This window comes from Curtobacterium sp. ER1/6, from assembly GCF_001742745.1.
In the GTDB taxonomy this organism is placed as follows: Bacteria; Actinomycetota; Actinomycetes; order Actinomycetales; family Microbacteriaceae; genus Curtobacterium; species Curtobacterium citri.
Genome location: NZ_MJAK01000002.1, coordinates 276,332 through 295,344, shown reverse-complemented (window position 1 = coordinate 295,344; position 19,013 = coordinate 276,332). Strand labels below are relative to the sequence as shown.

The 19,013-nt window shown below is 70.4% G+C and carries 14 protein-coding genes and 1 riboswitch; of the genes, 9 read left to right on the top strand and 5 right to left on the bottom strand.

What is annotated here, in order from left to right:
- Window positions 1–37: 37 nt before the first annotated feature.
- Both Cus16_RS05675 and Cus16_RS05670 read right to left on the bottom strand, forming a co-directional pair.
- Window positions 38–772 carry a M56 family metallopeptidase gene (locus Cus16_RS05675; RefSeq protein ID WP_069711658.1) on the bottom strand — a complete coding sequence of 245 codons (735 nt, stop codon included), beginning with the start codon at window positions 770–772 and terminating at the stop codon, window positions 38–40.
- 13 nt (window positions 773–785) lie between these two features.
- On the bottom strand, window positions 786–1,175 hold the full coding sequence (locus Cus16_RS05670) for a BlaI/MecI/CopY family transcriptional regulator (protein WP_069711657.1): 390 nt from the start codon (window positions 1,173–1,175) through the stop codon (window positions 786–788).
- A gap of 95 nt (window positions 1,176–1,270) precedes the next feature.
- Window positions 1,271–1,361: riboswitch (glycine riboswitch) on the top strand.
- A gap of 171 nt (window positions 1,362–1,532) precedes the next feature.
- On the opposite strand from Cus16_RS05670, the gene gcvT reads away from it, so the two are divergent.
- The 8 genes from gcvT to Cus16_RS05630 all read left to right on the top strand — a co-directional run bounded on the left by gcvT (window position 1,533) and on the right by Cus16_RS05630 (window position 12,356).
- Complete coding sequence (gene gcvT / locus Cus16_RS05665; RefSeq protein WP_069711656.1) at window positions 1,533–2,636, top strand: glycine cleavage system aminomethyltransferase GcvT; 1,104 nt, start codon at window positions 1,533–1,535, stop codon at window positions 2,634–2,636.
- A gap of 4 nt (window positions 2,637–2,640) precedes the next feature.
- On the top strand, window positions 2,641–3,018 hold the full coding sequence (gene gcvH, locus Cus16_RS05660) for a glycine cleavage system protein GcvH (RefSeq protein WP_069711655.1): 378 nt from the start codon (window positions 2,641–2,643) through the stop codon (window positions 3,016–3,018).
- Complete coding sequence (gene gcvP, locus Cus16_RS05655; RefSeq protein ID WP_069711654.1) at window positions 3,015–5,939, top strand: aminomethyl-transferring glycine dehydrogenase; 2,925 nt, start codon at window positions 3,015–3,017, stop codon at window positions 5,937–5,939. The genes gcvH and gcvP overlap by 4 nt, the downstream gene beginning before the upstream one ends.
- Before the next feature lie 369 nt (window positions 5,940–6,308).
- Window positions 6,309–7,937, top strand: a complete 1,629-nt coding sequence (locus Cus16_RS05650) for an ABC transporter substrate-binding protein (RefSeq protein ID WP_069711653.1) — start codon at window positions 6,309–6,311, stop codon at window positions 7,935–7,937.
- Between the two features lie 244 nt (window positions 7,938–8,181).
- Window positions 8,182–9,111 (top strand): ABC transporter permease, encoded by a 930-nt coding sequence (locus tag Cus16_RS05645; RefSeq protein ID WP_069711652.1) that lies wholly within the window; start codon window positions 8,182–8,184, stop codon window positions 9,109–9,111.
- Window positions 9,101–10,051, top strand: coding sequence for an ABC transporter permease (locus Cus16_RS05640; RefSeq protein ID WP_069711651.1), 951 nt, complete (start codon window positions 9,101–9,103; stop codon window positions 10,049–10,051). The genes Cus16_RS05645 and Cus16_RS05640 overlap by 11 nt, the downstream gene beginning before the upstream one ends.
- Window positions 10,048–11,790, top strand: coding sequence for a dipeptide ABC transporter ATP-binding protein (locus Cus16_RS05635; protein ID WP_069711650.1), 1,743 nt, complete (start codon window positions 10,048–10,050; stop codon window positions 11,788–11,790). The genes Cus16_RS05640 and Cus16_RS05635 overlap by 4 nt, the downstream gene beginning before the upstream one ends.
- Before the next feature lie 113 nt (window positions 11,791–11,903).
- Window positions 11,904–12,356, top strand: a complete 453-nt coding sequence (locus Cus16_RS05630) for a PH domain-containing protein (RefSeq protein ID WP_069711649.1) — start codon at window positions 11,904–11,906, stop codon at window positions 12,354–12,356.
- Window positions 12,357–12,973: 617 nt separating this feature from the next.
- Here the strand turns inward: Cus16_RS05630 and Cus16_RS05625 are convergent.
- From Cus16_RS05625 to Cus16_RS05615, 3 genes are read right to left on the bottom strand one after another with little or no spacing between them, the layout of a single operon-like run.
- Window positions 12,974–15,121: an ABC transporter ATP-binding protein gene (locus tag Cus16_RS05625; RefSeq protein ID WP_083263738.1), complete on the bottom strand. Its 2,148-nt coding sequence runs from the start codon at window positions 15,119–15,121 to the stop codon at window positions 12,974–12,976.
- Window positions 15,114–16,052 (bottom strand): ABC transporter permease, encoded by a 939-nt coding sequence (locus Cus16_RS05620; RefSeq protein ID WP_069711647.1) that lies wholly within the window; start codon window positions 16,050–16,052, stop codon window positions 15,114–15,116. The genes Cus16_RS05625 and Cus16_RS05620 overlap by 8 nt, the downstream gene beginning before the upstream one ends.
- Window positions 16,053–16,055: 3 nt before the next feature.
- Window positions 16,056–17,036 (bottom strand): ABC transporter permease, encoded by a 981-nt coding sequence (locus Cus16_RS05615; RefSeq protein ID WP_069711646.1) that lies wholly within the window; start codon window positions 17,034–17,036, stop codon window positions 16,056–16,058.
- A 252-nt stretch (window positions 17,037–17,288) separates the two neighbouring features.
- Here Cus16_RS05615 and Cus16_RS05610 point away from each other — a divergent pair, with 252 nt between their 5' ends.
- Entirely contained in the window at window positions 17,289–19,001 is a 1,713-nt protein-coding gene (locus Cus16_RS05610; RefSeq protein ID WP_069711645.1) for an ABC transporter family substrate-binding protein, read from the top strand.
- Window positions 19,002–19,013 lie beyond the last annotated feature (12 nt).

Here is a 19,013-nt window from a genome sequence, read left to right as displayed (position 1 = left end):
ACCCTATGCCTCACCGCCGACGTGCGCGCGGCGGCCGTCAGCCCAGCCGGGAGGCGCGGATCGCCCCGAGCGCGCTCGTCCCGTCCGCCACGAGCACCGCTCGGCGCAGGGCGTCGCGTCCGACGCGTCGGGCCGCCGCGTCGTCGGCCGCGAACTCGACGAGCACGCGCGTCGAGCGCGCCATGGCGCGCGCGCCGGGCACCCACGGGACGGCACGCTCGATCGACTCGGCGACCGCGACGGCGACCGCGTGGCGCTGGGTCAGGTGCGCGCGCTCGTGGGCGACCACGGCCTCCAGTTCGTCGGTCCGCAGCAGGTCCGCGAGCCCGGTGCTCACGAGCACGCCGCCGGCGCGACCGGGCACCGCGCAGGCGAGCGCGTGGTCCGCCTCGACGAGCGCGACGGGGGTGCCGTCGATCTCGCGGTGCGGCGCGGCGCCGGACCGCATCGCCTGCCGGACCGCCTCGTGCTCGGCGCCGGGACGGACGCGGACCGCGACGACGAACGCGGCCACGCCGAGCAGCGCGACGCCGAGGTTCAGGCCGTGCGTCGGGGACTCGACGAGCCGGAAGGGGTCGAGCGGGCGGTCGGCCACGACGACGAGGGCGACCCCGACCACGAAGCCGACCACGCCGAGCACGACCGCGACGGACCACGAGACGAGCGCCGTCCGGGGCCGGTCGATCGTCCAGGCGGACCGGGTCAGGACGCGCGGGGCGACCACCACGACGACGAGGGCGAGGGCGATGAGGGCGACTCCGGCGACGACCACTGCTCGGTTCCGGTCAGGAGCGGGCTCGGGCGTCGAGGGCGCGGCGCAGGACGTCGAGGTCGTCCGAGGCGAGCGACCCGGTGAACTGCAGCAGTGCTGCCTCGCGGTCCGACGCGGCGGCGAGCGCGCTCGACATGAGGGAGGCGGTCTGCTGCTCCCGGCTGTGCACGGCGCGGAAGGTCAGCGGGGCGTCGTCGTGCTCGCGCCGCTCGACCTGGCCCTTGCGGCCGAGGCGGTCGAGCACGGTGAGCACGGTGGTCAGCGCCGGGCGCGGCTCCGAGAAGGCGTCGAGGACCTGCCGCGCGGTGCACCCGGAGTCGTCGCCGCCGTCCGCCGCGGCGCGCAGGGTCTCGAGGACGGCCTGCTCGAGCTGCCCGCGGGGGCGCGATCGCTGTCCTGCCATCCCCGCATTCTACGAGACGTCGAACGCCCGGCCGCGACACATGCCCGAAACGCGGGATCGGTATGCTCGTCGCAGCACAACTCAACACCGGCCGATCACCCGCCGCGGGAGAGCCGAGCGCACGCGCACGGCACCGAAGGAGCAACCTCCCCGTCAATCTCTCAGGTCCCACACCGCAGCGGACAGGCCACTCTGAAAAGCAGGCACGCGTCCCCGCCCGGGCGTCCGCGGTGTCTCGCCCACGGTGAAAGCCGCCGGACCTCACGGGCCGCGGTGAAACTCTCAGGCCCATGACAGAGGGGGAGTTCCCACCCGACGACGTCCGTCGGGTCCTGCCGATGCCAGGAGAACTCCGTCATGCGTTCCTCCCCACTCGAGTCCGCGCACGAGGCCGCGGGCGCCACCTTCACCGACTTCGCCGGCTACCGCATGCCCGTGCGGTACTCGTCCGACCTCGCCGAGCACCACGCGGTGCGCACGGCTGCCGGGGTCTTCGACCTGTCGCACATGGCCGAGGTCGGCGTCAGCGGCCCCGACGCCGTGGCGTTCCTCGACCACGCGCTCGCCGGTTCCTTCGGCGCGATGCCGGTCGGCCGCGCGAAGTACTCGCTCCTCCTGGCCGAGGACGGCGGCATCCTCGACGACCTCGTCGTCTACCGCACGGGGGAGGACGTCTTCCTCGTCGTCGCGAACGCCGCGAACCGGGCCGTCGCCGTCGACACCCTGACCGCACGTGTCGCGGGCCTCGACGTCGTCGTGTCGGACGACTCCGACAGCACCGCCCTCGTGGCGATCCAGGGTCCGGCCGCAGCGGGCACGCTCGACGCGCTGGTCGTGGCCGACCGGCTGCAGCCCGAGACCCCGCTGGACGAGCTCCGCTACTACCGGGTCCTGCACGCGCTGTTCGACGGCGCCGAGGTGCTCGTCGCGCGCACCGGCTACACGGGCGAGGACGGCTTCGAGATCTACAGCGACACCGACGTCGCGACCGCGATCTGGGACGCGCTGCTCGAGACCGGCGCCGACCGCGGCGTGGTGCCCGCCGGGCTCGCCGCCCGCGACACCCTGCGGCTCGAGGCCGGCATGCCGCTCTACGGGCACGAGCTCGACGCCACCGTGCGTCCGGCACAGGCCGGGCTCGGTCGGGTCGTCGCCACCTCGGGTTCGTTCGTCGGGGACGCCGGCGTGCAGCCTGCGGAGGACGCCCGCGTGCTCGTCGGCCTCGTGACCGAGGGACGCCGTGCGCCGCGCGCCGGGTACGACGTGGTGCACGACGGGCAGGTCGTCGGCACCGTCACGTCCGGGGCGCTCTCGCCGACGCTGGGACACCCCGTCGCCATGGCCTTCGTCGACCCGGCCGTGGCCGGCGAGGGACAGCTCCTGCACATCGACGTCCGCGGGACCGCGATCCCCAGCATCGTCACCCCGTTCCCCTTCTACCGTCGCACTCCGAGAGGCTGACACCGTGACCGACCAGACCGCACTCCAGTACACCGCCGACCACGAGTGGATCCTCGTCGAGGGCGACACCGTCACCGTCGGCATCACCGACCACGCCGCCGAGCAGCTCGGTGACGTCGTCTACGTCGAGCTGCCCGCCGTGGGCACCGCGACGACCGCCGGCGAGCAGATCGGCGAGATCGAGTCGACCAAGAGCGTCGGCGAGCTCTTCGCCCCGATCGAGGGCGAGGTGGTCGCGATCAACGACGCCGTCGTCGACGCCCCCGACACCGTCAACCAGGACCCGTTCGGTGCCGGCTGGCTCGTCAAGCTCAAGGTCGACGGCACCTCGTTCCCCGAGGACCTGATGGACCACGACGCGTACCGGGCGTCCATCGCATGACCCGGGCACAGCAGAACCTCCAGACGTCCTTCGCCGACCGGCACATCGGCACGACGGCCGCCGACCAGCAGGTCATGCTCGACGCGGTCGGACAGCCCTCGCTCGACGCCCTCGTCCGCGCGGCGATCCCGGCGTCGATCCACGCCGCTCCGGCCGAGCGCTCGACGATCCCCGCCGCCGTCGGCGAGACCGAGGCGCTCGCCGAGCTCCGCACGAAGGCCGGCCGCAACACCGTCCGTCGCGCGATGATCGGCCTCGGGTACCACGGCACCCACACGCCTGCGGTGATCCAGCGGAACGTGCTCGAGAACCCGAGCTGGTACACGGCCTACACGCCGTACCAGCCGGAGATCTCGCAGGGCCGCCTCGAAGCGCTCATCAACTTCCAGACGATGGTGTCCGACCTCACCGGCATGGCCACCGCGGGTGCGTCGATGCTCGACGAGGGCACCGCCGTGGTCGAGGGCATGCTCCTCGCCCGCCGCGCCTCGAAGGTGAAGGGCGACGCGTTCCTCGTGGACGCCGACCTCCTGCCGCAGACCCGTGCCCTGCTCGACCACCGCGCCGACGCCGTGGGCATCGCCCTGCGCGGGTTCGACCCCGTCGAGGGTCCGTCGGACGAGCAGCTCGAGGGTGCGTTCGGCGTCGTCCTGCAGTACCCGGGCGCCTCCGGCCGGATCGTCGACCCGTCCCGCACGATCGAGCGCGTGCACGCCGGCGGCGGCATCGCCGTCGTCGCCGCCGACCTCCTCGCGATGACGCTCCTCGCCAGCCCGGGCGACCTCGGTGCCGACGTCGCCGTCGGCACGAGCCAGCGCTTCGGCGTCCCGCTCGGCTTCGGCGGCCCGCACGCCGGGTACCTCGCCGTCCGTGCCGGACTCGAGCGCCAGCTCCCCGGTCGCCTGGTCGGGGTGTCCTTCGACGCCGACGGGCAGATGGCCTACCGCCTCAGCCTGCAGACCCGCGAGCAGCACATCCGTCGCGAGAAGGCGACGAGCAACATCTGCACCGCGCAGGTGCTCCTCGCCGTGATGGCGTCGATGTACGCCGTCTACCACGGGCCCGAGGGGCTGCGCTTCATCGCCGACCGGGTCGCCCGGACGACGTCGGCGCTCGCCGGGGTGGCCCGTGACGCCGGGTTCGAGGTGGTGCACGAGCGCTGGTTCGACACGCTCACCCTGCGTGCTGCCGGACGTGCCGGGTCGGTGGTGGACGCCGCGCGCGACGCCGGGTACCTGCTCCACCTGGTCGACGCCGACACCGTGCAGCTCTCGGTGGACGAGACGACCACGCCGGACGACGTGAGCGCGCTCGCCCACGTGTTCGGGGTCGTGGACGCGACCGTCCCGGCGGCGGAGGCCGCCGTGCGCGACGCGGGCACGGGCCTCCCGTCCGACCTGCTGCGGAGCAGCGAGTACCTGACGCACCCCGTGTTCAGCGCCCACCGCAGCGAGACCCGCATGATGCGGTACCTCAAGCACCTCGCCGACAAGGACTACGCGCTCGACCGCGGCATGATCCCGCTCGGCAGCTGCACGATGAAGCTCAACGCGGCGACCGAGATGGCGGCGGTCACCTGGCCGGAGTTCGCGAACGTGCACCCGTTCGCGCCCCGGTCGGACGTCGAGGGCTACCTCGACATGATCGGCGACCTCGAGACCTGGCTGGCCGAGGTCACCGGGTACGACACCGTCTCGCTGCAGCCGAACGCCGGCAGCCAGGGCGAGCTCGCGGGTCTGCTCGCCATCCGCGGGTACCACCGCTCGCGCGGTGACCTCGACCGGTCGGTCTGCCTCATCCCGTCGAGCGCGCACGGCACGAACGCCGCGTCCGCCGTCCTCGCCGGCATGCGGGTCGTCGTCGTGGCGTGCGACGAGGACGGCAACGTCGACCTCGCCGACCTCCGCGCCAAGACGGCCGCCCACGCGGAGACCCTCGCGGCGCTGATGATCACGTACCCGTCGACGCACGGCGTGTACGAGCACGACGTCCGTGAGGTCTGCGACGCCGTGCACGACGCCGGCGGCCAGGTGTACGTCGACGGCGCGAACCTCAACGCCCTGCTCGGGCACGCCCGCTTCGGCGACTTCGGCGGCGACGTGTCGCACCTCAACCTGCACAAGACCTTCTGCATCCCGCACGGCGGCGGCGGCCCGGGCGTGGGACCCGTCGCGGCGAAGGCGCACCTCGCGCCGTTCCTGCCGGGGCACGCGATGGCGCAGCAGGCCGACCGACGCCCGGGCTCGTCGGCCGACGGCACCGACGGCCGCCTCGCCCACGCCGGTGGCCCGGTCTCCGCGGCGCCGTACGGCAGCCCGAGCATCCTGCCGATCACGTGGACCTACGTCCGCATGATGGGACTCGAAGGGCTCACGCGCGCGACCGAGGCCGCGGTGCTCGGTGCGAACTACATCGCCTCGCGGCTCCGTGACGCGTTCCCGGTGCTCTACACGGGGGAGTCGGGGCTCGTCGCCCACGAGTGCATCCTCGACCTGCGTCCGCTGCGCGAGACGTCGGGCATCACCGTGGACGACGTCGCCAAGCGCCTCGTCGACTACGGGTTCCACGCGCCGACCATGTCGTTTCCGGTCGCCGGCACCCTCATGGTGGAGCCGACCGAGAGCGAGGACCTCGCCGAGCTCGACCGGTTCGTCGACGCCATGCTGGCGATCCGCGCCGAGGCGGCGGCGGTCGAGCGGGGGGAGTGGCCGGCGGACGACAACCCGCTCGTGCACGCCCCGCACACGGCGGCGTCCGCGATCTCGGGGGAGTGGACGCACCCCTACACGCGGGAGCAGGCGGTGTACCCGGTCCCGGGCATCAGCGCCCGGAAGTACTGGCCCCCGGTGCGCCGGATCGACCAGGCGTACGGCGACCGCAACCTGGTGTGCGCGTGCCCGCCGATCGAGGCCTTCGCCTGATCGACGTCATACGACGGCGGAGACGTCCTCGAACGCGTAGCGTGTGCCCCGTCCGGTGATCCGGGCGGGGCACACCCGTCTCCGCGGCCGGGAGTGGATGGGAGCGCTCCAGCTCCGGGCGAGGGCTGCTCGTCTTGCACACGGTCTGCGCTCGTGCAACATGTTCGATGCGGAAGCAACAAACCCGCACGGCCCCGGCGCGAGCGCCCGAATCTTGCATCCTCTCGCAACGATCCTGCAACTTGGTTTCCGGTTTGTAACCGATGGTCGCTGGGTTTGGTCGGGGGTCCTGGCACTGCCTACAGTGCAAGGACAAGCGCGCCCGGCAGCACCTCTGTGCCTGGCGCGTCCCATGCACCAGGAGGAACCTTGATCAAGAAGCGCGCTGGGCTCTCTGCCCTCGCCGTGCTCGGGGCCACAGCAATCGCCCTGACCGGCTGCTCCAGCAACGGCAGCAGCAACGGCGGTGACTCGGGCTCGACCAACGCGTCGGGCATCGTCACCACGAACGGCTCCGAGCCCCAGAACCCGCTCATCCCCTCGAACTCCACCGAGACCGGTGGCGGCAAGATCATCACGTCGATCTTCGAGGGTCTCGTCTCCTACGACGCCGACGGCAAGCCGGTGAACGAGGTCGCGAAGAGCATCGACACCGATGACTCGAAGACCTACGACATCAAGCTCAACACCGGCTACACCTTCACCAACGGTGAGAAGGTCACGGCCGAGTCCTTCACGAAGGCGTGGGACTGGGCGGCGCAGAAGTCGAACGCGCAGAGCGCGAGCTACTTCTTCGAGAACATCGTCGGCTACGACGCCGACAAGGACTCGAAGCTCACCGGCCTCAAGGTCGTCGGCGACGACGAGTTCACCGTCACGCTGAAGTCGGCGCAGTCGGACTTCCCGCTGTCGCTCGGCTACTCGGCGTTCATGCCGCTGCCGTCGTCGTTCTACGACGACACCAAGGCGTTCGGCGAGAACCCGATCGGCAACGGCCCGTACAAGCTCGACGGCAAGGGTGCGTGGACGCACAACCAGTCGATCAAGCTCGTCACGAACAAGGACTACGCGGGCAAGCGCAAGCCGAAGAACGGTGGTCTGACGATCACGTTCTACACCTCGCAGGACACCGCCTACGCGGACGTGCAGGGCGGCAACCTCGACGTCCTCGACGCGATCCCGGACAGCGCCTTCCAGACCTACAAGTCGGACTTCCCCGACTCGAACGTCAACCAGGCCGCGGCGATCTTCCAGGGCTTCTACCTGCCCTACTACCTGAAGCACTGGAGCGGCGACGAGGGCAAGCTCCGTCGTGAGGCCCTGTCGATGGCGGTCAACCGCAAGCAGATCACCGACAAGATCTTCGACGGCACGCGCACCCCGGCCAAGGACTTCACCTCCCCGGTGATCTCCGGCTGGAACGGCGACCTCGAGGGCTCGGACGTGCTCGAGTACAACCCCGACGAGGCCAAGAAGCTCTGGGCCGAGGCGAACAAGATCTCGCCGTACGACGAGACCCTGTCGATCGCCTACAACGCGGACGGCGGCCACGAGGCCTGGGTGACCGCGGTCACCAACTCGATCTCCAACACGCTCGGCATCAAGGCCGAGGGCAAGGCGATCCCGACGTTCCAGGAAGCCCTGGACGCGCAGACGCAGGACAAGCTCACGGGCGGTAGCCGCACCGGTTGGCAGGCCGACTACCCGTCGCTGTACAACTTCCTCGGCCCGACCATGGGTGAGGGCTCGTCGAGCAACTACGCGCGCTACGACTCGACCGAGTACAACGACCTGCTCGCGAAGGGCCGTTCGGCCGCCACCGTCGAAGAGGGCAACAAGATCTTCGACCAGGCCCAGGAGCTGCTCTTCAAGGACCTGCCCGAGATCCCGCTCTGGTACTCCAACGTCACCGGCGTCTGGTCGGCCGACAACGTGAAGAACGTCAAGTTCGGTTGGGACTCCGTGCCGCTGTACTACGACATCGAGGTCACCAAGTAACACCGGTCTCCCTGCGGTCGAACACCGCGGAGACCCACCGCGAGCAGGTATCCTGCTCCGCGGCCACCGGACGGGGGTCCGGAGACCACACGGTCTCCGGGCCCCCGTACCTCGGCGGCAACACCACCCCCACCACCGCGGGCGCCGCCGCCCGCACCGGACACCCGTGCCGACCCGCGAGCCGTCCACCCCTTCACGACATGAACCTGAACGACATGCGCCCCGCGCAGGACCGAGCGATCTGATGCTCTGGTACCTCGGCAAGCGCCTCCTGCAGCTCATCCCCGTCTTCTTCGGGGCCACGTTCCTCATCTACTTCATGGTCTTCTCGCTGCCCGGCGACCCGATCGCCGCGCTGTTCGGTGACCGCCAGCCGTCGCCGCAGGTGATCGAGCAGCTCCGGCAGCAGTACAACCTGGACAAGCCGTTCCTGGTGCAGTACCTGCTGTGGATCGGTGGCGTGTTCCGCGGCGACCTCGGTGTCACCTACTCGGGCCTGCCGGTGTCGCAGCAGCTCGCGTCGGCGTTCCCGATCACCGCGCGCCTCGCGCTCCTCGCCCTGCTGTTCGAGGCCGTCGCCGGCATCGTCGTCGGCGTCATCGCGGGGCTGAAGAAGGGCAAGTGGTTCGACACCACCGCCCTCGTCGTCTCGCTGCTGCTCATCTCGGTCCCGACCTTCGTCGTCGGCTTCCTGCTGCAGTACGTCTTCGGCATCCAGCTCGGGCTGTTCCGCGTGACCGTCTCCGGTCAGGCGCCGTGGTCGGAGCTCGTGCTCCCGGCGATCGTGCTCGCGACGGTCTCGTTCGCGTACATCGTCCGACTCACGCGTGCGAGCGTCGCCGAGAACATGAACGCGGACTTCGTCCGGACCGCCACCGCGAAGGGCCTGCCCCGTCGCCGCGTGGTCGGCGTGCACATCTTCCGCAACTCGCTCATCCCCGTGGTGACCTACCTCGGTGTCGACATCGGCAACCTGATGGTCGGCGCGGTCGTGACCGAGGGCATCTTCAACATCAACGGTGTCGGCGGTACGGTCTTCCGCGCCGTCAAGCTCGGCGAGGGCCCCACGGTCGTCTCCTTCGTCGCCGTGATGGTCATCATCTTCATGCTCGCCAACCTCCTGGTCGACCTGCTCTACGCCGTCCTGGACCCGAGGATCCGCTATGCCAAGTAACGCCGAACCCCGCTCCGCGACGCACTACGTCGCGCCGATCGAGGAGACGCCGCTGCAGGCGGTGGACCAGGTCGACGAGTCCGAGAAGACCCGGTCGACCTGGACCGACGCGTGGGACTCCATGCGCGTCCGACCGACCTTCTGGATCTCCTCGGTCCTCATCCTGCTCGTGCTCGTCGTCGCGATCTTCCCCGGGCTGTTCACCCACGTGGACCCGCGCGCGGCGAACCTCGACTTCAGCGACGAGGGTGCCCGTCCGGGTCACCCGCTCGGGTACAACCGCCAGGGCTACGACGTGTACGCCCGTGTCATCTGGGGTGCGCGCAGCTCGGTCATCGTCGGCCTCGTCGCCACGATCCTGGTGTCGCTCGTCGGCATCATCATCGGCGCCCTCGCCGGCTTCTACGGCGGCTGGCTCGACACGATCGTCTCCCGCATCGGTGACATCTTCTTCTCGATCCCGACCATCCTCGGCGCGATCGTGATCATGTCGGTCATCCCGGCGCGCAACGCGATCACGGTGGCCCTCGTGCTCGCCGCGTTCGCGTGGCCGCAGATCGCCCGCATCATGCGCGGCGCCGTGCTCAGCGCGAAGCAGTCCGACTACGTCACCGCCTCCGCGGCGCTCGGCGTCAGCCGCTTCACCACGCTGGTCCGCCACGTGATCCCGAACGCGATCGCACCGGTCATCGTCATCGCGACGGTGTCGCTCGGTTCGTTCATCGTCGCCGAGGCCACCCTGTCGTTCCTCGGCATCGGGCTGCCGCCGTCGGCGCTCAGCTGGGGCCTCGACATCGGCACCGCGCAGACGTCGATCCGCACCAACCCGTCGACGATCTTCTGGCCGTCCGCCGCCCTGTCCATCACCGTGCTCGCGTTCCTGCTCCTCGGCGACGTGGTCCGCGACGCGCTCGACCCGAAGGCGAGGGCCCGTCGATGACTGAGACGCTCACCGATCCCACCACCCGTCGTCCGGCCGGTTCCGGCGCGCCGCTGCTCGAGGTCTCCGGCCTGCAGGTCGGGTTCCGCACCCAGAGCGGTCTCGTGCAGGCCGTCCGCGGCGTCGACTTCACTCTCGAGCAGGGCGAGCGCCTGGCGATCGTCGGCGAGTCCGGTTCGGGCAAGTCGACCAGCGCGCAGGCGATCATCAAGCTGCTCGCCGGCACCGGCGAGGTCACCGGCGGGTCGATCAAGTTCAACGGGCGCGAGCTCGTCGGGCTGTCCGACAAGGAGATGGCCGGCATCCGCGGGAAGGAGATCGGCTACGTCCCGCAGGACCCGATGTCGAACCTCAACCCGCTGTGGTCGATCGGCTTCCAGGTCGAGGAGGCCATCAAGGCCAACGGCATGGCCACCGGCAAGCACGCGATCCGCGCCCGCGCGGTCGAGGTGCTGCAGGAGGCCGGCCTCGGTGACGCCGCCACCCGGCTCAAGCAGTTCCCGCACGAGTTCTCCGGCGGCATGCGGCAGCGCGTGCTCATCGGCATCGGTCTGTCGAGCCGCCCGCAGCTGCTCATCGCCGACGAGCCGACCTCGGCGCTCGACGTCACCGTCCAGCGGGTCATCCTCGACCACCTCGAGACGCTGACCCGCGACTTCGGTACCTCGGTCCTGTTCATCACGCACGACCTCGGACTCGCCGCCGAGCGCGCCGAGAAGCTCGTCGTGATGTACAAGGGGCAGGTCGTCGAGTCGGGTCCGTCCAAGGAGATCCTGGCGAACCCGCAGCACCCGTACACGCAGCGCCTCGTCGCCGCGGCCCCCTCGCTCGCGAGCCGCCGCATCCAGTCGAAGGTGCAGCACCAGCGGGTCGACATCGCGGACGCCGGGAGCGAGGACGACGAGCTCATCGCCCGCGCCCAGGAGCGGGAGCACCACCCGAAGCAGGACCTCATCGTGGTGAAGAACCTCCAGAAGGTCTACAAGCTCCGCGGCAAGAACCTGCAGTCCCGTGAGCTGAAGGCCGTCGACGACGTGTCCTTCGCGATCCCGAAGGGCACCACCACGGCGCTCGTCGGGGAGTCGGGTTCGGGCAAGTCGACCGTCGCGAAGCTCGTGCTGCAGCTCGAGTCCATCACGAGCGGGTCGGTCACCTTCGACGGCATCGACATCGGCGAGCTGAAGGGGAAGGACCTCTTCGACTTCCGCCGCCGCGTGCAGCCGGTGTTCCAGGACCCGTACGGCTCGCTGGACCCGATGTACAACGTCGGGAACACGATCGCCGAGCCCCTGGCCACGCACAAGGTGGGCGACAAGGCGAGCCGCCGGGCCCGCGTGCTCGAGCTGCTCGACCAGGTCGCCCTGCCGAAGTCGATGGTGAACCGCTACCCGAACGAGCTGTCCGGTGGCCAGCGGCAGCGCATCGCCGTCGCCCGTGCACTCGCGCTGAAGCCCGAGGTCATCGTGCTCGACGAGGCGGTCTCCGCGCTCGACGTGCTCGTGCAGGGGCAGATCCTCGACCTGCTGACCGAGCTGCAGACCGAGCTCGACCTGACCTACCTCTTCATCACGCACGACCTCGCCGTCGTCCGCCTCGTCGCGGACAACGTCTGCGTCATGCGCAAGGGGCAGATCGTCGAGAAGGCGACGACCGACGAGGTCTTCGCCTCCCCGCAGGAGCAGTACACGAAGGACCTGCTCGCCGCGATCCCGGGTGCCGGGTTCGAGTTCGGGCGCTGATCCGTCTGGGCACCACCGAGGCCGGACGTACCGTCCTCCGCGCAGGTCGCGGGGGAGCGGTCACGTCCGGCCTCGTCGCCGTCCTGGCCCTGCTGCTGCTCGTCGACGCGGGGGTGCGCGGGAGCTGGGACGTCGTGCTCGCCGCGGTCGGCCCGCTCGCGGTGCTGCTCTGGGCGCTCTGGGTCCTGACGTACCGGCCGTCGATCCGACTCGACGACGATGCGCTCACCGTCGTCAACCCGCTCCGCGTCACGCGCGTGCCGTGGGGCGAGGTCGCCGACGTCCGGCTGCGGTGGCAGATCGTGGTCGAGACGACCGACGGTCGGAAGGTCGCGTGCTGGGGCGGGCCGTCGCTGCCGCGCCCGAAGCCGGCGCGGCGGGGCGAGCCCCGGACGCTCCCGCAGCCCGACGAGATGCGGGTGCTGCTCGACCGCTGGGCGGCTCGGCGCGATGCCGGGGCCGCCGGCGGTGCGGTGCACCGCGGGTGGGACCGCGAGGCCCTGCTCGTCGGGGCGGTGGCCCTCGCCCTGCTCGCGGTCTCGCTGCTGAGCGTCGCCCTGCGCTGACCGCGCCGCGCTGACGGCGACCGCTCGCTGGACGGGAGGCGCGTGACGGGCCCGCCCCGAGCCTCCCGTCCGTCGTCGGCTCGCCGTCCCGCCCCGTCGCGAGCGGGCATTCTCCGTCCCGCTCACCGACGCGCACGGCGTCTTCCGCCCGCTCGCGGTCGCTCCTCCCGGACGGGCGGACCGTGCGCGGCTCGCGCCGAGCGGGCGGATCCTGCCGTGCGGACATCGGGGGGTGGTGCGGTTCCGCCCGCTCGACCGTCGGGCGCCGTGCTCGACGCTCCTCGGTACGCGAACGGGCGGTTCCCGTGGCGCCGACGCCGGCAGGCGGTGCGGTTCCGCCCGCTCGTGGCCGCTCCTCGCGAGCGGGCGGATCGTGCGGCACCGAGCCCGGTGCGCGGGCCGGTTCCGCCCGCTCGTGATCCGGCGCGCGCCGGGCGCACCGAGCGGGCAGGACACGTCGACCCGGCGGTCCGGACGTGACGGACGAGGCCCGCTCGCGCGGCGGACCGCAATCGGCACCACGACCCAGCGCCGCGGCGCGGCTCAGCAGCGCGGAACCACGCACCGGACGGGAGGCGCGGGGCCGCCCCGCCCCGCGGCTCCCGTCCGTCGGTGGGTCAGACCGCCGCTGCGGCCGCGTGCTCCGTCAGCAGGTGCTCCTGGTCGGTCTGCACGCACGCCACACCGCGACCGGCGACGTCCTGCAGCCGGGGGTCGATCGTCCGGCACTGCTGCTGACGACCCTCGTCGAGGAGCTGGTAGAGCGGGCACCGGGTGCGGAACCGGCAGCCGTCGATGCGCTCCGTCGGCGAGGGCAGGTCGCCCTGCAGCAGGATGCGACCTCGGTCGGCCTCGGCGTCGGGGTCCGGCACGGGCACGGCGGACAGCAGTGCGCGGGTGTACGGGTGCTGCGGGTCGTCGAACACGCGGTCACCCTCGCCGTACTCGACGATCCGGCCGAGGTACATGACCGCGACGTCGTCGGCGATGTGCCGGACGACGGACAGGTCGTGCGCGACGAACAGGTAGGACAGGCCCAGACGGTGCTTGAGATCCTCGAGCAGGTTGATGACGCCGGCCTGCACGGACACGTCGAGCGCGGACACGGGCTCGTCGAGCACGAGGATCTTCGGCTCGACGATGAGCGCCCGCGCGATGCCGATGCGCTGCCGCTGCCCGCCGGAGAACTCGTGCGGGTACCGGTCGATGTAGCTCGGCTCGAGGCCGACGAGCTCGAGGACGTCGCGCACCCGTCGGCGGATCTCGTCCTTCGCGACCCCGTGCACGGTCAGCGGTTCGCCGATCACCGAGCCGATGTCGAGCCGCGGGTCGATGGAGGCCATCGGGTCCTGGAACACGACCTGGATGTCACTGCGGAGTGCTCGGCGGTCGCGCTTCGACAGCGTGCCGGTGTCGACGCCGTTGACCCGGATGGTGCCCTGCTGGGCGCCGGCGAGCTCGAGGATCTCCATGATCGTCGTGGTCTTGCCGCAGCCGGACTCGCCGACCAGTCCGAGGACCTGCCCGCGCTTCAGCGTCAGCGAGATCCCGTCGACGGCGTGGACCTCGCCGATGCGGCGGCGGAAGACGGCACCCTTGGTGAGCGGGAACGTCTTCACGACGTCCTGCAGCTCGAGCACGACGTCGTCGCCGTGGTCGATCGTCGACTCGGGGACGTCCTCGGGGCGGGGGAAGATCTCGGAGCGCGCGAGGGTGCCGGCGGCGATCTCGTCGCGTCGGATGCAGGCGGCGACGTGGTCGTCGTCGAACGCGCCGTTCGAGATCGTCGGCACGGCTCCGGTGAGCACGGGGTTGTCCGCCCCGGCCGGGACGCTCGGCGCGAGCAGGGCCGGCTCGCCGTCACGGCAGGCGTCGAGGACCGCGGGGCAGCGGTCCGCGAACGGGCAGCCGGTCGGCTTCGCGGTGAGGAGCGGCGGTCGGCCCTCGAGCGGCACGAGCCGCTCGGCGCGCGACGAGGTCATGTTCGGCATCGAGCGGAGCAGACCGATCGTGTACGGCATCACCGGCTCGTGGAACAGCGGCCCGACGGGCGCCGTCTCGACGATCCGGCCGGCGTACATGACCGCGACGCGATCGGCGTTGCCGGCGACGACGCCGAGGTCGTGCGTGATGAGCACGACGGCGGCACCGGTCATGTCCTTCGCCGTCTGCAGCACGTCGAGGATCTGCGCCTGGATCGTCACGTCGAGCGCCGTGGTCGGTTCGTCGGCGATGATGAGCTTCGGGTCGTTCGCGATGGCGATCGCGATCATCGCGCGCTGCCGCATGCCGCCGGAGAACTCGTGCGGGAACGCGTCGAGCCGGCGGGCGGGGTTCGGGATGCCCACGGCGCGCAGGAGCTCCTCGGCGCGGACCCGGGCGGCTTGCGCGCTCAGCGCCCGGTCGTGCAGCTTGAGGCCCTCGATGATCTGCTGCCCGATCGTGTACACCGGCGTCAGCGCGGAGAGCGGGTCCTGGAACACCATCGCGATGTCGCTGCCGCGGAGCCGGGACATCTCGCGGTCGGAGCGGCCGACGAGCTCCTGGCCGTCGAACCGGATGCTGCCCTCGACGTGCGCGGAGGACGGCAGCAGGCCCATCACGGCCATGGAGGACACCGACTTGCCCGAGCCGGACTCGCCGACGATGCCGAGGAACTCGCCCTGGCGGACCGAGTAGTCGACACCGCGGACCGCGTGGACCGGCTTCGTCCTGGGGTTGAACGTGACGGACAGGTCGGAGACGGTGAGCAGCGGCTCAGTCACGGTTGGCTCCAGAGGTGGGGTCGATGGCGTCGCGCAGGGCGTCGCCGAGCAGGCTGGTCGACAGCACGGTCGCGACGAGGGTCGCGGCCGGCAGCACGAAGAGCCAGGGGCGGGTGACGGCGGACTGGCTGCCCGCGGCGAGCAGGGTGCCGAGGGACACGTCGGGCACCTGGATGCCGAAGCCGAAGAAGCTCAGCGCGCTCTCGGACAGGATCATCGCGCCGACGCCGAGCGTCGCGTCGATGATGAGCAGCGAGGCCACGTTCGGCAGGATGTGCCGGCGGATGATCGTGAACGAGGGCACGCCCATGAACCGTGCGGCCTTGACGTAGTCGCGCTCCCGCAGCGACATCGTCTGGCCGCGGATGACACGCGCCATGATCATCCAGCCGAAGATCGCCAGACCGATGATGAGCGCCACCCAGCTGAGGTTCTTGAACAGCGGGCTGAGGAGCACGAGCGCGTAGAACGACGGGATGACGAGCAGCAGGTCGATGCCCCAGACGAGCGCGCGGTCGACGAACCCGCCGAAGTAGCCCGCGATCGCGCCGACGATGCCCGCGATGAGCGTGGCGGCCGGCCCGGCGATGAGGCCGATGAGCAGCGACTTCTGCAGGCCCACGAGGGTCTGCGCGTAGATGTCCTGACCGATGTCGTTCGTGCCGAACCAGTGGGCGGCGCTCGGAGCGGCGCCGAACGCGAGCCCGTCGGAGTCGACGGCGTTCCAGTGGTACAGGTACGGGCCGACGAAGGCCCAGAGGAGTATGAGCAGCAGCGCGCCGCCGCCGATGCGGGCGCGCCAGGTGCCGAAGACCTTGCGCCAGAGCGGCGTCCGGCCGCCGGTGACCTCGACGACGTGCGCCGGCTCGCCGGCAGCGCCGTCGGTCGGGTCACCGGCGGTGGTCGTGGTGGTGGGGTCGAGTACGGACACGGGTCACACCCTCACTCGCGGGTCGAGCGCGGCGTAGAGCAGGTCCGCGAGGGTGCCTGCGATGAGCACGAGGACCGCCGTGAAGAGGATCGTGCCCGCTGCCGCGTTGATGTCGTTGTTGGTGATGCTCTGCACGAAGTACTCGCCCATGCCGTGCCAGCTGAAGACCAGTTCGGTGATGCTCGCGCCGGTCAGGATCAGCCCGAACGAGTACGCGAAGAACGTCGACATCGGGATGAGCGCGACCCGGACGCCGTGCCGCATGATGGCCGACCCGCGCGTCCGGCCCTTCGACCGGGCCGTCCGGATGAAGTCGTTCGACAGGACGTCGAGCATCGCCGACCGCTGGTAGCGCGAGTACGACGCGACGGCGCCGACGGTCAGCGAGATCGTGGGGAGCAACAGGTGCACGAGTCGGTCGCCGAGGACGGGGAGGAACCCGGTCACCCCCGGGGTGTACTCACCCGTGAAGCTGATCAGCTGCGTGCCGGTCGCGTTGTTGAGCGAGGTGGCCAGGATCATCAGGACGACCGCGATGACGAAGGGCGGCGTGGCCAGGACCGCGAACGACAGGTACGTCGAGACCTGGTCGGACGTCCGGTACTGCCGGACCGCGTTCCAGACGCCGAGCAGCACACCGAACAGCGCGCCGAGCAGCGTGCCGATGACGAGCAGGCGGAGGCTCGTGCCGGCACGGGCGACGATGTCCGCCGTCACCTCGGTGCCGCGGGCACTGATGCCGAGGGAACCGTGCGTGACGAGCCCGGTCCACCAGTCCCAGGTGCGGACGAGCAGCGGGGTGCCCGGGTCGGCGCCGAGCTTCTGCAGCGAGGCGTCGATCGTGCCCTGCGGCACGGCTGGGTTGCGGCCGAGGAACCGGGACGCCGGGTTCAGCGTGGAACTGGCGAGCAGGTACCCGAGGGTCGTCGCGACGATCGTCAGGATGACGTAGTTGACGATCCGCTTCGCGATGAAGGCAAGCATGGACGATGGACCTCGCTAGGGGTACGGACGGCGTTGTCGGTGACGAGAGCGTAACCCCATCCGACCACGTCGTGGTGATGCGAAGTGACGCTATGCAACATGTGTTACAGCCGTGTTTCGATTCCTCGCAGGGACTCTTGTGGTCGCTGCGGATGTGGTTAGGGTTCTCAACCAACAGACCCGACGGCAGGGGCCGTCGGGGTCGCAAGGCGCTCAGCGCAGACACATCGAAAGGGGATCCTCGCGATGCGAATGAGGATCAAGACCACCGCCGTGCTCGCCACCGCGGCCGCCGCAGCCCTCGTGCTCGCCGGCTGCTCCGGTGGTGGGACGGCGGGCGAGAGCAGTTCCGCCGTCGCCCAGTCGTCGCTGAAGTCGACCGGGTGGACGAGCGCGGACCGCGACTCGGTCAAGGACGGCGGTTCGCTGACGCTGCCGATCGACTCGGCTCCCGCCAACTTCCAGATCAGCAACCTCGACTCGGGGACGGTCGACGACCAGACGATCGCGGGGGTGTACCTGCCCGGGTTCATCCAGTTCAAGGAGAACGGCGACTGGGAGGCGAACCCGGACTTCGCGGACTCGGTGAAGCTGACGAAGGACTCGCCGCAGACCGTCGAGATCAAGATCAACCCGAAGGCCGTCTGGTCCGACGGCACGCCGATCACCGAGAAGGACGTCGCGGCGAACTGGAAGGCCCTCAACGGCACGAACCCGGCCTTCGCGCCGCTCGCCACGAACGTGTGGGAGGACGTCGAGTCCGTCGAGCAGGGCTCCGACGAGCGTGACGTGGTCATCACCTTCAAGAAGACGAACGCCGACTGGGCGAGCGTCCTCTCCGGCATCTACCCGGCCTGGGCCGTCGACACCCCCGACCACTTCAACAAGGCGTGGGCCAAGGGCCCGTACGCGGCCGACGGCAAGACCTTCGTCTCCGGCGGTCCGTACATCCTGAAGTCCTTCGACGCCAACGGCGGCGTGCTCACGTTCGAGAAGAACAGCAAGTGGTGGGGCGACACCCCGAAGCTCGACACGATCGTCTTCAAGACCGTGTCCCGCGACGGCCTCGCCCAGGCCTACGCCAACAAGGAGCTCGACGCCTTCAACCTCTACGGCAGCGCCGACAACCTGAAGACCGCGAACAGCCGGTCCGACTCGAAGATCGAGCGCTCGCTCGGCACCACCTGGCGCCACGTGACCCTCAACGGCACCTCCGAGGTCTTCAAGGACAAGGAGGTCCGCCAGGCCTTCGCGCAGTCGCTGAACCGCAAGGTGCTCGCCCAGGCGATCCTGTCGCCGGTGAAGAGCCCGGGCGACGTGCTCAACAACATGGTGTACCTGCCGGGGCAGAAGGGCTACGAGGACGACGCCTCGAAGGTCTACGGCTACAGCGTCGAGGACGCCAAGAAGAAGCTGCAGGACGCCGGGTACACCATCGGTTCGGACGGCTACGCGTCGAAGGGCGGCAAGGAGCTCGACGTCCGCTTCGTCATCCCGTCGGACAACCAGAACTCGGCGAACATCGCGCAGCTCGTGCAGCAGCAGACGAAGGCGGCCGGCTTCAAGGTCACGATCGACACCGTGCCGACCGACGACTTCTTCACGAAGTACATCACCACCGAGACGCGTGACTTCGACGCCACGTACTTCGCGTGGCAGGGCACGCCGTTCCCGGTGTCCTCGCTCAAGTCGATCTTCTACCCGGCTGACGCCGGACAGAACTACGCCGGTGTCACCGACGACTCGCTCGGCGACGCGTGGGACAAGGCGAACGCCGAACTCGACGCGAGTGCCCGGATCAAGGACGCCCAGGCCATCGACAAGAAGATCGTCGCGGTCGCCGGCACCATCCCGCTGTTCGCGGAGCCCTACGCATGGGGCGTGCGGAAGGACCTCGTGAACTACGGTCCGGCGCAGTTCCAGTCGAGCTCCGTCAAGTGGCAGGACGTGGGCTACAGCAAGTAGTCACCCCTCCAC